The 17,140-nt window shown below is 73.0% G+C and carries 11 protein-coding genes, 2 tRNA genes and 1 pseudogene; 12 read left to right on the top strand and 2 right to left on the bottom strand.

Annotated elements, in window-relative coordinates:
• Window positions 1-91 precede the first annotated feature (91 nt).
• The 8 genes and pseudogenes from DTL70_RS32575 (at window position 92) to DTL70_RS32540 (ending at window position 9,092) form a co-directional block, all read left to right on the top strand.
• A complete protein-coding gene (locus DTL70_RS32575; protein ID WP_114025627.1) occupies window positions 92-1,228 on the top strand; it encodes an acyl-CoA dehydrogenase family protein in 1,137 nt (378 codons plus the stop codon).
• Window positions 1,225-2,343, top strand: coding sequence for a bifunctional MaoC family dehydratase N-terminal/OB-fold nucleic acid binding domain-containing protein (locus DTL70_RS32570; RefSeq protein ID WP_147266855.1), 1,119 nt, complete (start codon window positions 1,225-1,227; stop codon window positions 2,341-2,343). The genes DTL70_RS32575 and DTL70_RS32570 overlap by 4 nt, the downstream gene beginning before the upstream one ends.
• Window positions 2,343-3,491: an acyl-CoA dehydrogenase family protein gene (locus tag DTL70_RS32565; RefSeq protein WP_114025626.1), complete on the top strand. Its 1,149-nt coding sequence runs from the start codon at window positions 2,343-2,345 to the stop codon at window positions 3,489-3,491. The genes DTL70_RS32570 and DTL70_RS32565 overlap by 1 nt, the downstream gene beginning before the upstream one ends.
• Window positions 3,488-4,015, top strand: a complete 528-nt coding sequence (locus DTL70_RS32560) for a MaoC family dehydratase (protein WP_425470433.1) — start codon at window positions 3,488-3,490, stop codon at window positions 4,013-4,015. Before DTL70_RS32565 ends, DTL70_RS32560 begins: the two co-directional genes overlap by 4 nt.
• Window positions 4,012-5,172, top strand: coding sequence for a lipid-transfer protein (locus tag DTL70_RS32555; RefSeq protein WP_114025624.1), 1,161 nt, complete (start codon window positions 4,012-4,014; stop codon window positions 5,170-5,172). The genes DTL70_RS32560 and DTL70_RS32555 overlap by 4 nt, the downstream gene beginning before the upstream one ends.
• Window positions 5,173-5,518: 346 nt before the next feature.
• Complete coding sequence (locus DTL70_RS32550; RefSeq protein WP_245980299.1) at window positions 5,519-6,388, top strand: DUF1906 domain-containing protein; 870 nt, start codon at window positions 5,519-5,521, stop codon at window positions 6,386-6,388.
• Window positions 6,389-6,558: 170 nt separating this feature from the next.
• Window positions 6,559-7,125: pseudogene (locus DTL70_RS32545) on the top strand (SigE family RNA polymerase sigma factor); the annotation flags it as partial.
• A 311-nt stretch (window positions 7,126-7,436) separates the two neighbouring features.
• The gene (locus tag DTL70_RS32540; protein WP_114025622.1) at window positions 7,437-9,092 is read left to right on the top strand and encodes a long-chain fatty acid--CoA ligase; all 1,656 of its coding nucleotides are present in this window, start codon (window positions 7,437-7,439) and stop codon (window positions 9,090-9,092) included.
• Window positions 9,093-9,145: 53 nt separating this feature from the next.
• On the opposite strand, the gene DTL70_RS32535 is transcribed toward DTL70_RS32540, so the two are convergent.
• Window positions 9,146-14,131, bottom strand: coding sequence for a PAS domain-containing protein (locus DTL70_RS32535; RefSeq protein ID WP_114025621.1), 4,986 nt, complete (start codon window positions 14,129-14,131; stop codon window positions 9,146-9,148).
• Window positions 14,132-14,589: 458 nt separating this feature from the next.
• Window positions 14,590-14,946, bottom strand: coding sequence for an SSI family serine proteinase inhibitor (locus DTL70_RS32530; RefSeq protein ID WP_245980292.1), 357 nt, complete (start codon window positions 14,944-14,946; stop codon window positions 14,590-14,592).
• A gap of 456 nt (window positions 14,947-15,402) precedes the next feature.
• Between DTL70_RS32530 and DTL70_RS32525 the strand changes: the two genes are divergently transcribed.
• The 4 genes from DTL70_RS32525 (at window position 15,403) to DTL70_RS32510 (ending at window position 17,056) form a co-directional block, all read left to right on the top strand.
• A tRNA-Ser gene (locus DTL70_RS32525) sits at window positions 15,403-15,492 on the top strand.
• A gap of 237 nt (window positions 15,493-15,729) precedes the next feature.
• Window positions 15,730-15,802 (top strand) — tRNA-Arg (locus tag DTL70_RS32520).
• A 407-nt stretch (window positions 15,803-16,209) separates the two neighbouring features.
• Window positions 16,210-16,569 carry a helix-turn-helix domain-containing protein gene (locus DTL70_RS32515; protein WP_114025619.1) on the top strand — a complete coding sequence of 120 codons (360 nt, stop codon included), beginning with the start codon at window positions 16,210-16,212 and terminating at the stop codon, window positions 16,567-16,569.
• A 76-nt stretch (window positions 16,570-16,645) separates the two neighbouring features.
• Complete coding sequence (locus tag DTL70_RS32510; protein WP_114025618.1) at window positions 16,646-17,056, top strand: VOC family protein; 411 nt, start codon at window positions 16,646-16,648, stop codon at window positions 17,054-17,056.
• Window positions 17,057-17,140 lie beyond the last annotated feature (84 nt).

The raw sequence follows: 17,140 nt of genomic DNA, 5'->3' as shown, positions 1-17,140 counted from the left end.
GCCGCGCGCCCGCGAATCCGTTCGCGGGCGCGCGGTCGTGTGTGCGGAGGGACGGTTGACAGTGCGCGCGTTTCTGACGGACAGTCAGAAAATGCGACTCGCTCCGACCGCTCGCCAACGCGCCCTCCGTGCCGAGTTGCGCGCCTACTTCCGCGCGTTACGCCCGCCGGACGGCGGCGAGGCCCCGCAGCGCGCGCTGCTGCGCCGGATCGGGGCCGACGGGCTGCTCGGCCTCGGCTGGCCCGTCGAGTACGGGGGCCAGGGGCGGGGCCCGGACGAACAGTTCGTCTTCTTCGACGAGGCCTATCGCGCGGGGGCGCCCGTCTCGATGGTCACCCTCAACACCGTCGGCCCGACGCTGATGAAGTACGGCACCGCGGAGCAGAAGGCGTTCTTCCTGCCCCGCATCCTCAGCGGCGAGCTCGTCTTCGCCATCGGCTACACGGAGCCGGAGGCGGGCACGGACCTCGCCTCGCTGCGCACCCGCGCGGTGCGCGCCCCCGACGGCGGCTGGCGCGTCGACGGGGCGAAGACGTTCACCAGCAACGCCCAGCAGGCCGACTGGATCTGGCTGGCCTGCCGCACGGATCCCGACGCGCCCAAGCACAAGGGCATCTCGATCCTCCTCGTGCCCACCGACGCACCCGGGTTCTCGTGGACGCCCATCGAGACGGTCGGCGGACTGACGACCACGGCGACCTACTACGACGACGTCCGGCTGCCTCCCGGTGCCCTGGTCGGCGAGGAGAACAGCGGCTGGAGCCTGATCGCCAACCAGCTCAACCACGAACGGGTGGCGCTCGCCGCGCTCGGCATGCAGGCCGAGGACCACTACCACGCCGTGCTCGCTCACGTACGCGAGACCGGTCTGATCGGCGAACCCTGGGTGCGGGCGCGACTCGCGGAGGCGCATGCCCGTCTCGCGGCGACCCGCTTGCTCAACTGGCGGCTCGTCCAGGACGTCGGCGCGGGCACGCTCACCCCCGGCGACGCCAGCGGGGTGAAGGTCGCGGGCACGGAGAGCACCGTCGCGGTCCACGCCCTGTGCCAGGAGGTGCTGGGCGAGGCCGGGACGGTGCGCGCCGGCTCGCCGGGCGCGTTCGCGGACGGCGAGGTCGAACGGATGAACAGAGCCGCGCAGATCAACACCTTCGGCGGCGGAGTGAGCGAGGTCCAGCGGGAGATCGTCGCGACGATGCGGCTCGGGATGGTCAGGAGGCGGCGATGAGCGGCACAGACGGGCCCACGTCCGGGCCCACGTCACGGGCCGTGTCCGAGCCCACGCCCGGGCCCACGTCGGGGGGCGCGTCCGGGGCCGCGCCCGGGCCCGGTTCCGCAGCGGAGGCGCGGCACGCTGCCCCGGGGGACCCTGACGCGCTGTACGACCTGCTGCGCGGCTACGAGGGACGCCCTGCCGGAGCGTCGGTGCGGGGCCGCGATCCCGTGAACACCCCGATGATCCGGCACTGGTGCGAGGCGCTGGGCCACCCGGTGCCGCCCGACGGTTCCGCGCCGGCGACGATGCTCCAGGTCTGGACGATGGCCGGGCTCGCGGGGCGCGAGGGCCGCACGGGGGCGTACGACGCGTTGCTGGGCGCGCTGGACGACGCCGGCTTCACCTCCGTGGTCGCGACCGACTGCGAACAGGAGTACGCGCAGCCGTTGCGTCCGGGGGACGAGGTCACGTGCGACGCGCTGATCGAGTCGGTCTCCGGGCGCAAGACGACCAAGCTGGGCACCGGCTATTTCGTGACGACCCGCATGGACGTACGCGTCGACGGGGTGACGGCGGGCACCCACCGCTTCCGCATCCTCAAGTACCGCCCTGCCACGTCTCCCTCGGGCACGCCTCGTGCGGTGAGAGCCCCTTCGGAGAGGTCCCCCGCAGGACCTTCCGAGAGGCCCCCGTCGCAAAGGTCCCCGTCGGAGACGCCCCGCCGTCCGCGTCCCGTCGTCAACCGGGACAGCGCCGGCTTCTGGGAGGGCGTGGCCGCGCACAAACTGCTCTTCCAGCGCTGCGACGCCTGCGCGGCACCGCGCTTCCCGTGGCTGCCCGGCTGCAACGCCTGCGGTTCGCCGCGGTGGTCGGCGGCCGAGTCGGCCGGACTCGGCACCGTCTACTCCTACGTCGTCATGCACCACCCGCCCTTCCCGGCGTTCGACCCGCCGTACGCGGTGGTGCTCGTGGAACTGGCCGAAGGGTTCCGGATCGTCAGCAACCTCGTCGGAGTCCCCTGCGACGAGGTGCGCATCGGGATGCCGGTCGAGCTGGAGTTCCTGCGGGTGGACGACGCGCTCGAACTGCCCGTCTTCCGGTCGGCACCCAAGCAGGCGGCCGCCTGATGGACTTCACGCCCACCGAGGAGCAGACGGCGGCACGCGACCTGGCGGCCGGCATCATCGACGACCTGGCCACGCACGAGCGCCTCACCGCGCTCGGTACCGGCACCGACCCCGTGCTGTGGAAGACGCTGTGCGGCGCGGGCCTGCTCGCCGCGGTGGAGGAGATCGGCTTGGTGGGCCTGGCGCTCGTCCTGGAGGAGCAGGGCAGGCGCACGGCACAGATCCCGCTGGCGGCGACCTGTGCGTTCGGCCTGCTGCCTGTCGCGGCGTACGGCACGGACGAACAGCGTGCCCGCCTGCTGCCCGGACTGCGGGACGGCACGGCGGTGGCGACCGGCGCGCTTCCCTCTTTCGCGGAAGCCTCGTCCGCGGGGGCCTCGTGCACGCCGGTCGGGCGGAGCGCAAAAGGGAGTCCCGCGCCGAGGGCCGAGCAGGACGGGCGGCTGTCGGGGGTGATGCCGGTGGTTCCCTGGCTGCGGGCGGCCACCCACGTGCTGGTGCCCGTACGGCAGGCCTCCGGCGGCGCGCCCCGCCTCTTTCTCGTACCGACGGACCAGCGAGCGGTCGACGTCGCGACGGTCGAGACGACGGCACCGTGGGCGGCGGGACGCCTGGAGCTGTCCGGGGCCCGAGGGGAGCCGATCGAGGGCGGTCGGGGCGTCCGGCACGGTGGTGCGTACGAGGGGACGCTCGGGGCCGCCCGTACGGTCTTCGCGGCGCTCCAGGTGGGCGTGTGCGCCGGGTCCCTGGCGCACGCGGTGGCCCACACGGCGCAGCGCGAACAGTTCGGCCGTCCCCTGTCGACCAACCAGGCGGTGCAACTGCGGGCCGCCGACGCACACCTGGACACCGAGGCGATCCGCGTCACCTGTCTGGAGGCGGCCTGGCGGTACGACGCAGGTCTGCCCGCGCACACGCAGGCGCTGACCGCCGCGTGGTGGGCCGCCGAGGCGGGCCGCAGGGTCGTCCACACGGGGCAGCACCTGCACGGTGGCGTCGGAGCGGACGTCACCCATCCCGTGCACCGGCACTTCCTGTGGGGCCGCCAACTGGACGCCTTTCTCGGCTCCCCGGGGGCGCTGCTGGCCGCGCTCGGAGAGGCGCTGGCGGTGCCCGCCAGGGACGCCGAATGGAGGGAGGAGATGTGAACCCCCGCGAGGGCGAACCGCTGCCGCCGCTGGAGATACCCGTGACGCGCACACTCATCGTGTCCGGCGCGCTGGCCTCACGCGACTTCCAGGACGTCCACCACGACGCCGAGGCCGCCAGGGAGAAGGGCTCTCCCGACATCTTCATGAACATCCTGACCACGAACGGTCTGGTGGGCCGCTACGTCACCGGCTGGGCAGGCCCGCACGCCGTCCTGCGCAAGGTGGCCATCCGGCTGGGCGTCCCGGCCTATCCGGGCGACACCCTCGCACTGTCCGGACGTGTCACCGCCGTCACCCCTCCGGCACCGGACGCTCCCGGCGCGGAGTCGGTCACCGTCGAGGTCGCCGTACGGGGAGCAGGCCGGCTCGGCAACCACGTCACCGGCACGGTCACCGTCACCCTCGGCATGGCGGCCGACCAGGAGGGCGCCTCGGGAGCCTCCCCTGCCGACCGGAGGGGCGGCTCTCCCGCTGACCGGAAGAGTGCCTCTCCCGCCGACCGGAAGGGGGCTTCCTCATGAGCCTGTACGCGGCAGACACGCTCGGTGGGCGAGCGGCCGTCGTCGGCATCGGCGCGACCCCGTTCACCAAGGACTCGGGGAGCAGCGAACTCGCCCTCGCGGTGGAGGCCGTACGCGCCGCGCTGGACGACGCGGGGCTGACTCCGGGCGACGTCGACGGCATGGTCACCTTCACGATGGACACCAGCCCGGAGATCACCGTCGCACAGGCGGCCGGTATCGGAGAGCTGTCGTTCTTCTCACGGGTGCACTACGGCGGGGGCGCCGCGTGCGCCACGGTTCAGCAGGCGGCGCTCGCGGTCGCCTGCGGGCTGGCCGAGACGGTGGTGTGCTACCGGGCGTTCAACGAGCGCTCCGGACGGCGTTTCGGCGCCGGTGTGCAGCAGCGTGAACCGTCGGCCGAGGGGGCGGTGCTGGGCTGGTCGCTGCCCTTCGGGCTGCTGACACCCGCCTCCTGGGTCGCCATGGCGGCGCAGCGCTACCTGCACACCTACGGGCTGACTCCGGAGGCCTTCGGGCACGTCGCCGTGGTGGACCGCAAGTACGCCGCCACCAACCCCGCCGCCTACTTCCACGGCAAGCCCCTCACCCTGGCGCAGCACGCCGCCTCGCGCTGGATCGTCGAGCCGCTGCGGCTGCTGGACTGCTGCCAGGAGACGGACGGCGGACAGGCCCTGGTGGTCACCTCACCGGAACGGGCGCGCGGGCTGCGGCACCGTCCCGCACTGATCGTGGCGGCGGCGCAGGGCGCGGGACGCGGGCAGGAACAGATGACCAGTTTCTACCGTGACGAGCTGACCGGGCTCCCCGAGATGGGCGTCGTGGCGCGCCAGCTGTGGCGCACCAGCGGGCTGGGTCCCGCCGAGATGGATGTGGCGGTGCTCTACGACCACTTCACCCCGTTCGTGCTCATGCAGGTGGAGGAGTTCGGCTTCTGCGGGCGCGGGGAGGGTGCCGCGTTCGTCGCCGAGGAAGGGCTGCCCCTCAACACGCACGGCGGCCAACTGGGCGAGGCCTATTTGCACGGCATGAACGGCATCGCCGAGGCCGTGCGGCAGCTCCGTGGCACATCCGTCAACCAGGTTGACGGATGTGCGCGGGTGCTGGTGACGGCGGGCACGGGCGTCCCCACCTCCGGGCTGGTGCTGACCCGGTAGGTGGCGGGACGGATCCAGACGGCTGAAAACCCGCAGCCGGTGGGCGCGCCTGTGCGGCTCGCCGCGGCGGGACTCGTTCACTCGCCCCATGGCGACGACAAATCCGATGATGCGACGAGTGGCTCTCCTTTCGGCCGGGCTCGCCGCCGCACTGACCAGCGGCGTGCTCCCGGCCGCCGGTGCGGAGCCCGTCCCGACCGACCCCGCCCCCTCCAACGCCACCGCGACCCGGCGACCCGTGTCACCGCCGCCCGATCCCGGTGGCGCACCCCCCGGCTCCGAGGCGCCCACCGCGCCGCCTGGCACGGAGGGGACTCCCGCTCCGCCTCGTACGGAGGGGACCGCCGTGCCGCCCGCGGACCCTGCCGACCCCAGGACGGGGCTGACCGACCCCGGCGCACCCGACGCACCCGCCGACCCGAACGCGCCGGGCGCCCCCGGCGTACCGGCCGACCAGCCGTCGCTGGTGACGGGCGATCCGCGCGACTTCGGTGCGCAGATCTTCAGGGGAGACGCCTTCGACACCTGCCAGGCACCGTCCGCCGCCACCATGCGCGCGTGGAAGGGGCCCTCCCCGTTCGGTGCCGTCGGCGTCTACATCGGCGGACGCGGCCGTGCCTGTCCGAAACAGAAGCACCTGAGCGCCGAGTGGGTCACCGAGGTCGACAAGCAGGGCTGGAAACTGCTGCCCGTCTACGTCGGTTCCCAGGCGCCCTGCGTGATCGCGAAGAACAAGCAGAAGTTCCGCATGGACACCAAGGACCCCTACGGGCTGGGCCGGCAGGAGGGGCAGGACGCGGTGCGCAGTGCGCAGCAGCTCGGCATGGCCAAGAACAGCGCCCTCTACCTCGACATGGAGGCCTACCGCTACAAGAAGAAGGGCTGTGCCGACACCACCCTGCGCTTCATCCAGGGCTGGAACAGCGCGGTACGCGCACAGGGGTACGTCGCCGGCTTCTACAGCAGCGCCAACTACGGCATCGCGCACCTGGAGAAGGCCCGCGCAGCGGGGGCGCGCGGGCTGCCCACGGCCGTGTGGTTCGCGCGGTGGCACGTGCCCGCCTCGGTCGACAAGGAGCGCAATCTGAACCCGAAGGCGTGGCAGCCGCACCGCCGCATCCACCAGCACACGGGCAACGTGAAGCGCACGTACGGAGGGCACACGGTGACCGTCGACCACAACCTGGTGGACGCGCCCGTCGCCGTCGTCGGATGAGGGGCGGCACCCGGGTGCGGGGGGCGTCCCCGAGGCGCCCCTGATCCCGTCGGCGGACGCTCTCCACCTTCAGGAGGTGTAGATACCACCACCCCTACACCCTGAGGCGGACGCGGCTTCGGGACCTTGGGGCGATCCGGGGAGGGCGGGCTGCTCCTAGCGTGGATGCCATGACCACGCCTGGGACAGTTCGGACTCCCCGGACCACCTCCACGACGCACGCGGGGTCCCCTGCGATGCCGCCAGGCTCCGGGGGATCACCACTCACCTTCACCTCGTACGTGCGGGCCCGCGGCCCGGTGCTGCTGCGCACCGCCCGGTCCCTGACGGCCAACCCCAGCGACGCCGAGGACCTGCTCCAGACCGCGCTCGCCAAGACCTACCTGGCCTGGGACCGCATAGCCGACCACCGTGCGCTGGACGGCTACGTCCGCAGGGCGCTGGTCAACACGCGCACCTCCCAGTGGCGCAGGCGCAAGGTGGACGAGTTCTCCTGCGACGAGCTGCCCGAGCCCGATCCGCTGCCCCAGCCCGACCCGGCCGAGCAGCAGGCCGTACGGGACGCGATGTGGCGGGCCGTGCTCAAGCTGCCGGCCCGGCAGCGCGCCATGGTGGTGCTGCGCTACTACGAGGACCTGAGCGAGATACGGACGGCCGAGGTGCTCGGCGTCTCCGTCGGCACGGTCAAGAGCGCCGTCTCCCGTGCCCTGGCCAAGCTGAGGGAGGACCCGCAGCTGGTCGCGGACATCCGCGCGGAGAGCCATGCGGAACGTCCGGAACGCCCGGAACGCAGGAAGCCCGCGGGGGCGCGCGGCGAGGCGGAGGTGGCGCACGCGGGTGTGCCGCACGCCCGCGCGCCGCACCTGCCGCCGGACGGCGCGCTCGCAGAGGCACCCCTGGCAGCCTGAGCAGCGCGACCCCGTGACATACCGCGCGGTCGGTGGCAGGCTTCCGCGGAACCAGCGCATCACTCGCACGTAAGCGCCCTCGGCCCGTCGTGCGCGGCATGCGCTCGCTCCGCGTAACCGCCGTACCTCGGGAGGCCCCGGTGCTGAGCACGATGCAGGACGACGTACCGCTGACCATCTCGCGCATCCTGCGCCACGGAACGACCGTCCACGGTGACGCGCGGATCACCACCTGGACCGGTGACGCGGAACCGCACCGCACGACCTTCCGCGCGACCGGCGAGCGCGCCGCCCAGCTCGCGCACGCCCTGCGGGACGAGCTGGGCGTCCGCCCCGCAGACCGGGTCGCGACGCTCATGTGGAACAACAGCGCCCATGTGGAGGCCTACTTCGCCATCCCCTCCATGGCCGCGGTGCTGCACACCCTCAACCTGCGCCTGCCCCCCGAGCAGCTGGTCTTCATCGCCAACCACGCGGCCGACCGCGTCATCCTGGTCAACGGCACCCTGCTGCCCCTGCTCGCACCGCTGCTCCCCCAGCTGGAGACGGTGGAAGATCTGGTCGTCGTCGGGCCGGGCGACACGTCCGTACTGGAGGGCTGCGCGCCCCGCGTGCACGACTACGAGCAACTGCTGGCCGGACGCCCCACCAGCTACGAGTGGCCCGACATCGACGAGCGCACGGCGGCCGCCATGTGCTACACCTCGGGAACGACCGGTGACCCCAAGGGCGTCGTCTACTCGCACCGCTCGGTCTACCTGCACTCCATGCAGGTCAACATGGCCGATTCCATGGGCCTGACCACGGCGGACACCACGCTGCCTGTGGTGCCCATGTTTCACGTGAACGCCTGGGGCCTGCCGCACGCCGTCTTCATGACCGGGGTCGGCCTGCTGCTGCCCGACCGGTTCCTGCAACCCGGGCCGATCGCCGAGATGATCGCGGCCGAGCGGCCCACGCACGCCGCCGCGGTGCCCGTCATCTGGCAGGGTCTGCTGGGCGAGCTGGCCGCCACTCCCCGCGACATCTCCTCCCTCAAAACGGTCACCATCGGCGGCTCCGCCTGTCCGCCCAGCATGATGCGGGCGTTCGAGGAGCTGCACGGCGTACGCGTCTGCCACGCCTGGGGCATGACCGAGACCTCACCGCTCGGCAGCCTGGCCCACCCGCCCGGCGGTCTCAGCCCGGAGGACGAGTGGCCCTACCGGGTCACCCAGGGCCGGTTCCCCGCGGGCGTGGAGGCCCGGCTGGCCGCGCCCGGCGGCGGGTTCGCGCCCTGGGACGGCGCGTCGCCAGGTGAGCTGGAGGTGCGCGGCCCGTGGATCGCCGACGCCTACTTCGGGGGAGTCGACGAGCCGCCGCTGCGCCCCGCGGAGAAGTTCAGCCCCGACGGCTGGCTGCGCACCGGCGATGTCGGCGTCATCAGCCCGGACGGCTACCTGACCCTCACCGACCGCGCCAAGGACGTCATCAAGTCCGGCGGCGAGTGGATCTCCTCCGTCGACCTGGAGAACGCGCTGATGGCGCACGAGGCCCTTCTCGAGGCCGCCGTCGTCGCAGTCACCGACGAGAGGTGGGGCGAACGCCCGCTGGCCGCGGTCGTCTTCAAGGAGGGCACCGAACCCGTCCCGTACGAGCGGCTGCGCGCCTTCCTCGGGGAGACGATCGCCCGCTGGCAGCTCCCCGAACGCTGGGTCACCCTCCCGTCCGTACCGAAGACGAGCGTCGGCAAGTTCGACAAGAAGGTGCTGCGCGGACAGTACGCGGCGGGGGAACTGGAAGTGACCACCCTCTGAGCCCCGCCCTCCGGGTGTGCGCGGCCGGCCCCGCACACCCGGAGGGCGTCCGCTCAGTTCGCGCCGATCTTCGTCAGGAGATCGACGATCCGCGCCTGTACCTCCGCGTTGGTGGAACGCTCCGCCAGGAACAGCACCGTCTCGCCGGAGGCCAGCCCCGGCAGCTCACTCGGATCCAGGTCGGCCGAGGTGTAGACGACGAACGGGGTGCGGTTCAGCATCCCGTTCACCCGCAGCCAGTCGATGATGCCCGCACGGCGGCGCCGCACCTGCATCAGATCCATCACCACGAGGTTCGGACGCACCTGCGCTGCGATGCTGACCGCCTCCGAGTCCGTCGGGGCGTGCGCGACCCGCATACCCCGCCGCTCCAGCGTCGCCGCGAACGCCGCCGCGATGGCCTGCCGCTCCTCGACCAGCAGCACCCGGGGCGGGTGCTGCTCGCTGTCCCGCGGGGTAAGCGCCTTGAGCAGCACCGCGGGATCGGCGCCGAACGCCGCCTCCCGCGTCGCCTGCCCCAACCCGGCCGTCACCAGCACCGGAACCTCGGCCGCCACCGCAGCCGTACGGAGGGACTGCAACGCCGTCCTGGTGATCGGACCCGTCAGCGGATCGACGAACAGCGCCGCCGGATAGGCCGCTATCTGCGCGTCCACCTCCTCGCGCGAGCGCACGAGAACCGGACGGTAGCCACGGTCGGACAGCGCCTGCTGCGTGGAGACGTCCGGTTCCGGCCAGACCAGCAGCCGCCGCGGATTGTCCAACGGCTCGGGCGGCAACTCGTCGTCCATGGCCTGCGGCGCACCGCCGGGACCACGGCCGTCCGTCACCGCGACGGGACTGTCAGGACCGTCCAACGGCTCAGGCCCCTCCGCCACGTCCTCGCCGCCCATCCGACGGTGCGGCGGCTGCTCGTACGCGCCCGGCAGCGGCCCGGGAAGAGACGGCGGCTGCGGCTGCTGCCGAGGCTGGGGCAGCGGCTGGTGCTGCGCCGCGGCGCCCGCCTGCGGCGGTGCCGGAACGGGCGCGGAGCCTCCGACCTGGCCCGGCCCGGTGACCTGCGGCTGCGGACCCGCGACCTGCGGCTGGGAGCCCGGGCCCTGCGGCTGCGCTCCGGTGCTTGGAGCGGCCGAGTGCTGCCCGGCCTCCGCGGGGAGCGGTCCGCCCCCGGCGGCCGTCCACGGGGCGCCCTGCTCGGGACCCGCGGCCGCCGGTCCTGGCGTCCAGGCCTCGGGTGGTGCGGGATGGGCGGCGGGTTGCGGCGGCGCTGCCTCCGGCCGCGCCGCCTCCGACGACTCCGAACCCGACGGCACCGATCCCGGCTGGGCGGGCCCGCCGTGCGAGCGCTCCTGCGGGGTGGCGAGCTTCCGGCGGCGACCCGAGCCGGGCGGGGGCGCGGGGGTGGAAGGGGTGGACGGTATGGCCGAGGAAGCCGACGGTGCCGAGGCCTGCGGGCCCGGCCACTGCTGCGCCGCCTGCTCGGCCATGCGTTCGGTGAACGGCACACCCTGGCCCAGCGTCCGCACGCGCGGCCCGTGCTCCACGTCCCCGTACCCACCGGGCCGCGTCTCGTGCGTCTCCTGCGGCGGCTGGGACGGCTGGGGCTGCTGCGGAGGCGGGCCGCCACCCAGGATCGGGCTGGCGGCGACCACCGCGTGCTCAGGCCGCTCGGCCCGACCCGCCTCCTGCGCACCCTCGGAGTCGGTGGCGTCCACAGCGTCCACAGCGTCCGCGGCGTCCACAGCGTTCTCGGCCCACCCTGCGGCGGCGCCCGTCGGCTCCTCCGCCGCCTGCCGCGTGCCGGCGTCCAGTGCCTGCCGGCCGCCGGAGTCCGACGCGGTGGGCTGCGGTGCGGTGGCCTCCGGGGCGGTGACCTCCGGTGTGGTTGCACCCGGGGCGAGGGGCGCCGTGGTCGGTGCGGAAGCCTCAACAGAGGGGACAGAGGCGTCCGGAGAGGGGGCGGGTGGGAGCGCGAACGGGGCGTGTCGAGGCCCCTGCTGCGCCTCGGCCTCCGCCTGCGCCCGCGCGCGAGCCGCGGCAATGCGCCGCTCCCTGCGCCCGCCACCGGAAGCCGACATCTCGCCCGCCTCGGAGCCGTGCGCCACCTCTTCGCCGGCGAACTCCTCCGCGACGCTCGTGGTGGGCGGCGGGATCGGACCCGGATGCGGGACCTCTTCGCTGCCTGCGGAGGCCGGGGCGGCCGCCCCCTCGGCGGGCTCGGCCAGTGCGCGCCGGGCGCGCCGTCCCCTGCTCTGGGCGGGTACGGGCGGCAGCGCGAGAGGGCCCGCGGCGTCGCCGGCCGCCGCGCCCTCGGTACCGGCGGCGGACTGGTCGGGCAGTTGTTCGTCCGGACTCGGCCGGCCGCGCCGCCGTCCCGTGGGCCGGGGCACGCTTGGCGCGGCGTCGTTGTACGGACCGTCGAACGGCCCCTCGAAGGGACCTTCCTGCGCGGGAACGCGCGCCCCTGGGATCCCAGCGGCACCAGGGGTCCCAGGGGCGGCGACGGAAACGGCCCTCGGGTCGGCCGCGGCGCCTGCCCCGGCGGACGCGTTCGGGTCGCTCTGTGTTCCCGTATCGACCGACGCGTTCGGGTCCGTCGGCGCACTCGGACCGGCCGCGACGCCGGCACCCGTCCCGGAGCCCCAGCCAGGTGGCGTGGCGGGCCCCAGGCCGGAGCGGGGATCGGCCGGCGCACCGGGCCCCGAGGCGGGGGCGCCCGACGGGCCGGGCTGCGGCTCGCGCCCCGGTACCCGGGCAGGACTCAACTCGGGCTGCGCGCTTGCGCCGACGCGGTCGTGCGCGGACGGCCCGCCAAGCGCCGGCGGGCCGTCGCCGGACACCGGCGGGCCGTCGCCTGGCACCGGCGGGCCGTCACCGGGCGGCGTGGACGGACCGGGCCCCAGTTCGAGGCTCCGGCGCGGATCGGGTACGTGGCCGCCCGTGCTCGTGCCCTGGCGAGAATCGCGTACCGGCTCCAGGGCGGCTGCCGGAGCCCGGCCACCCTGCTGCTTCCTGCCCGCACGGGCGTCCCCCGCGGTGTCCGGAGCGGGGCCGTCGGCCGCCGGGCCCGGGAGGCGCGACGGCTGCCGCGGCTGCTGGGGACCGCCCGGTGCGCGGTCCGTGTGCTGATGCGTTGCCGGAACGCTCTGGCCGCGCCCCTCGGGCCCGTCGCGTCCGTCGCGTCCCTCGGGCCCTTCGGTCGCTTCGGGCCCGTCCGTTCCGCGCATCCGCGCGACTGGCATGGGCATGACCGTCGTTTCGCCGTGTTCGCTGCCCTGAACGACGCGGGGCACCCCGAAACCGCCCTCACCGCCGCCGGCGCCCGCCTGTCCCTGCACACGTCGGCCCCCTCGGGCGTGACTGCCGCCCCGGCCGGCGCCGGCGGTACTGTCCGATCCCCCCGAACCGGTCGCACCGGCCGCACCGGTCGCACCGCCCACGCTCCTGCCCGCGGTACTCGTGCTCCCCGTACCGTCCGTCCCGTTCGCACCGCCGCCGCCATCGCGGCGGGCGCGGGCGCCGGAGGGGCGCGCCGTGTTGCCGACGGCCTTGACCGGGACCTCCAGCACATACGCGCTGCCGCCCGACGAGCCGGGAACCTCATGCGTCTGCAGCACACCGCCGTGCTGCGTGACGATGCCCCGCACCAGCGGCTCGTGCACCGGACTCCCGCCGCCGTACGGGCCGCGCACCTCGATGCGGACGACCTCACCGCGCTGGGCCGCCGCGACCACGATCGTCGGGTCGGCGCCGGGCGGCGGCGCGGACTGCGCGCGCCCCGTCGCGTCCACCCCGGCCACGTCCGCGACCAGGTGCGCCAGCGCGACAGCGAGGCGCTCGGGATCGACCTCGGCCTCGATCGGCGGCGCGTGCACGGCGAACTGGGCGCGCCCGGGCCCGATCAGCTCGATGGCGCCCTCGACGCCCGCGGAAACGACCGCGTCCATGGGCACCGGCTCGGTCCTCAGCCGCTCCTGCCCTGCGTCCAACCGCTGATAGCCCAGGACGTTGTCGACGAGCGTCGTCATCCGGGCATAACCGGCGGAAAGGTGGTGGAGGACCTGGTTCGCCTCGGGCCACAGCTGCGCCGCCGGATCGGACGTCAGGGACGCCAGCTCCTCGCGCAACTGTTCCAGCGGCCCGCGCAGCGATTCCTCCAGTACGGCGCGCAACTGCTTCTGGCGCGCGGTGACCGCGTCGTACGGACGGCGGTCCGCGAACGTCAGCACCGCACCGACGAGCTGATCGCCGTCCCGTACCGGAGCCGTCGTCATGTCGACCGCCACCGCGCGGCCGTCCTTCGCCCACAACACCTGCCCCGCCCGCACCCGGTGCTTGCGGCCCGAGCGCAGGGTGTCGGCCAGCGGGGTCTCCTCGAACGGCAGTGGCGCCCCGTCCGGACGGGAGTGGTGCACCAACGGGTGCAGCTCCTGACCGCCCAGATCGCTGGCGCGGTAACCGAGCATGTGCGCGGCCGCGGGGTTGACGAGAACCACGCGGCCCGCGGTGTCCACCCCCACGACGCCCTCGGAGGCGGCGCGCAGGATCATCTCGGTCTGCCGCTGCTGGCGCGCCAGTTCCGCCTCGGTGTCCAGGGTGCCCGTCAGGTCCCGCACGACGAGCATCAGCAACTCGTCGCCCGTGTACCCGACGCCTCTCGGATGGTCGGCGAACGCCGCGTCGATCGCGGACGCGTAGGGCGTCCGCCCGTCCTCAAGGTTCGCGCTGGTCACCTCGACCGGAAACTCGGTGCCGTCCGTGCGCCGCGCGACCATCCGGGTCGGCTTCTGGCGGTCTTGCGCCTGTTCGGCCTCGTCGGGGCGGCGCATCGAGCCCGGAATACGCTTCGAGTCGAACTCGGGCAACAGATCGAGTAGTCCGCGCCCCACGAGCGCCGTCCCCGGCGTCTCGAAGGCCTCCAGCGCGATGGCGTTGGCGTTCACCACCGTGCCGTTGCAGTTCACCAGGAGCAGCGCGTCGGGCAGGGCGTCGAGTATGGCGGCGAGGCGAGCAGCGCCTCGGGATGGCCTGCTGCTCACGGCGACAATTCCCTCCTGCTGACCTCACGTGCTCGTGACCTTCCGCCCGTTTCTTCCCTGTTGGTCCGGTCAGGTCACGGCTGCCAGTCTGCCGTTCGCCCCGGGCGTGTCACTAGGGGGGAGTCTACGGGCCGCGGTGATGAGCGCGGCGGCGGATGCACGGGACCCACCCGTGTCCCGCACAAGCACCGGCCGCGACGGCCCCACGGCCGGCCCGCCCGTAACCGCCGCAACGGCGGGCTGTGGACGTGGCGGGCCGCCGCCTGCGCGGGCCGCGCGGGGCGGTCTCGGGACGGCCCGAACGAGGGGGCCGAGGGGACCTCGGACGCTCCCTACGAGTGAGGGACTGGAGGCGGTGCGCAGGGGGACGGCAGCGCGGCCCGCAGGGGGATGGGTTTTTGCGCGGGGGACGATCACAGGCGGCCCGCAGGGGGATGGTCTTCGGCGAAGGGGAGGTCTCAGGCGGTCCGCGGGAGGGCGGGCACCAGGCTGTTCCACCGCGCGATCTCGCAGCCGTTGGCCCGCTTGAACCTGGCGTCGATGTCGCGACCGTGCCAGGTGCCCGTCACCCGGGCGGTCGCCGGACCGCCGTAGACCAGCGTGCACATGGCGTCGGCGGACACCGGTTCGAAGGGGTTCTCGCCCTGCGAGGTCGCCCGGTCGAGTGCCGCGCAGGCCTGCCGCGGAGAAGGGTGATTGCCACCCGGGGGGTGGCACCGCAGCGTGTACGACCCGTCGTGCGACGTACCGCTGTCCGACACGGTGAAGACGAGCTCGTCGGCGGGCCGGACGGCGGCGGACGCTTCTGGGACCACCGCCGGGGCAGCGGAGAGAGCACCGACGAGGAACAGAAGACGCGCCGCGGTGGATACCAGGGCGGCCGGCGCAAGAGCGGTACGACACGGCATGGGGCGACTCCAGCGAGTGAGGGGCGCCCCCACTGCTGACGGGGCGCGCAGTCCTTTGGGGTGAGAGAGAAGGGGGCGCCGCGAGTACGCCCCCCTGTGGGTTAACGCCGCCCCGGCCGCCCCGTTGCGCCCCGAAACCCGTCCGGGCGCGCGCCGTCCGGGCACGTGGCCGTCCGGGCCGGCCGGGAGGCCGCGGGGGAGACGGAGCAGAGGCGGAGTAGAGGCGGAGCAAGGGGACCGGCCTCACGCTTTGCCCAGGGGTCCGCCGACCGAGTACGGTAGGGGCGATTGGAGACAGCCCCCGAGGCTGTGCCATCATCAGCACACACCTCGTCCGCCTCTTCGGGCGCGCCGAGTGTGTGTGGAGGCTTCGCCTAGTCTGGTCTATGGCGCCGCACTGCTAATGCGGTTTGGGGTGATCCCCCATCCCGGGTTCAAATCCCGGAGCCTCCGCTTCTGATCCGCAGCGTGATCACCGAAGCCCCGGCCCCAGGCCGGGGCTTTCGTCGTGTGCGCCCCTGCGTGCGTCGTGCGCGGCGCACGTGCCGCGCCACCGCCGCACCGTTATCCGCCCGGATCCGTCGTTTCCGCAGGTCAGAGCGGTTCCCCTGAACGGATTTCGCCTCCGGCCGCAGGTCATGTAATGTTGTTCCCGCAACGCCGACCGGCAAGAAAACAGCCGGACAGCAAGCGCTCGTAGCTTAACGGATAGAGCATCTGACTACGGATCAGAAGGTTGCAGGTTCGAATCCTGCCGAGCGCGCACACCAGGTAAGAGCCCCGCTCCGGATCATCGGAGCGGGGATTTTTCGTGCCGTACAGCAGCGAAGTACAGCAACCGGGTCGGTGGTCGCGCCTCACTGGCACGGCTCCAGATCACCACATCCGAGCACAGGGGCCTCTTCCGGTAGAGCAGCCCACGTGGTGCTCACTACACGCTTGAAGCATCGGTACGGCACAGCCCCAAGCGACCTCCTGCCCCACTCGCACCTTCATCTCTCCTGCCCGTTCGCCCAGGTCTTGCAGACGATCGTCCTCGTCCCCGCCTGAGTGCCAGAGGCAGGTGAGATGGTGCGGCGCAGGCGATCGAGCGAAGGGGAAAACAGTGACCACGATTCCCAGCGGGCGGCTGGTGCCGTGAGCCGCGCTGCAGAAGAGACCAATCGCCGTATGCTCCGAGCGCGTGACGTGATGGACCGCGACTACGCGCAGCCTCTGGACATCCCCGCCCTGGCCCGCGTCGCACATGTGTTACAGGCCCACTTCACGCGTACCTTCCGGGCTACGTTCGGTGAGACACCGCACCACTACCTGCAGCGTCGGCGCGTGGAACGGGCGATGTTCCTGCTACGGGAGACCGACCGCAGCGTGACGGACATCAGTTTCGAGGTCGGCTTCAACAGCCCCGGCACCTTCAGCCGGACGTTCCGCGGCATCGTCGGCCGGACGCCGCGGACGTACCGCAAGGAAGCGGTTGCCGTGGGCGTGCCGACGTGCTTCACGATGGCGTGGACTCGACCGCATGCCTGACGGGACGACAGCACGTCTTACTCGCTGAGCAGTTTCGGATAAGTTCTCGTCCCGGCTGATCGCTAGTGTCAGTGTCATGTTCAACGCCATCACGCAGTCGCAGATATACGTCCTCGACCAGGACGAGGCCATCGACTTCTACGTCGGCACGCTCGGCCTGGAGATCACCGCAGACGTCGACATGGGTTTCATGCGCTGGCTGACCGTCGGCGTACCGGGTCACCCCGAGCGACAGATCCTTCTGGAGAAGCCGGGTGCGCCGGCGATGTCGGAAGAGACGGCCGAGCAGGTACGCGAGCTGGTGACCAAGGGGGCCATGGGTGGCTGGCTCGTCTTCACCACGGACGACTGCCGCAAGACCTACGAGACGCTGCTCGAGAAGGGGGTGGAGTTCACCGAGGAGCCCACCGAGCGCCCGTACGGGATCGACTGCGGTCTGCGCGACCCCTTCGGCAACCGCATCCGCTTCACCCAGCCGAAGGCCTGAAGCGTTCCGGCACTTCGACATCCGCGGACGGTCACACCTCGGGCCCGGTGTCCAGCACAGAAGTACAGCAACCGCAGTGACGTG

It is taken from the genome of Streptomyces diacarni, assembly GCF_003323715.1.
Taxonomy (GTDB): domain Bacteria; phylum Actinomycetota; class Actinomycetes; order Streptomycetales; family Streptomycetaceae; genus Streptomyces; species Streptomyces diacarni.
The sequence above is the reverse complement of the archived record's forward strand: the minus strand, read 5'-3'. Positions and strand labels throughout refer to the sequence as shown.